Consider the following 351-nt stretch of genomic DNA (forward strand, 5'->3'; position numbering starts at 1 on the left):
GGAAGACAAAACCCATGCTGGGGCATTGATTGCCTCTTTATCAAACCCATGGGGTGATACCGTGGCCGCAGAGCAAGGCCATACTGGCTATAAGGCGGTATGGGTACGCGACTTTTATCAAGTTGCTATGGCTTTTCTAGCCATGGGGGACACGCAAACGGCAAAAGCGGCGTTTAACTATTTACCTAAGGTCCAGGTACGAGAGGATACCCCAGGCAACCAAGGCGATACCGGCTGGTTTTTACAAAAGACCCATGTTGACGGTGAATTAGAGTGGGTGGGGGTGCAACTGGATCAAACCGCAATGCCCATCATGCTCGCCTGGAAACTATACAAAGGCGGGGTGCTGTC

The 351-nt window shown here is 51.9% G+C and carries 1 protein-coding gene; it reads left to right on the forward strand.

Annotated features, from left to right (window positions below):
• Positions 1 to 351, forward strand: a 351-nt coding sequence (locus CWC18_RS20905) for a glycoside hydrolase family 15 protein (RefSeq protein ID WP_249930165.1), incomplete at both ends; no start/stop codon positions are given.

Source organism: Pseudoalteromonas aurantia (assembly GCF_005886875.1).
Classification (GTDB): Bacteria; Pseudomonadota; Gammaproteobacteria; order Enterobacterales; family Alteromonadaceae; genus Pseudoalteromonas; species Pseudoalteromonas aurantia_A.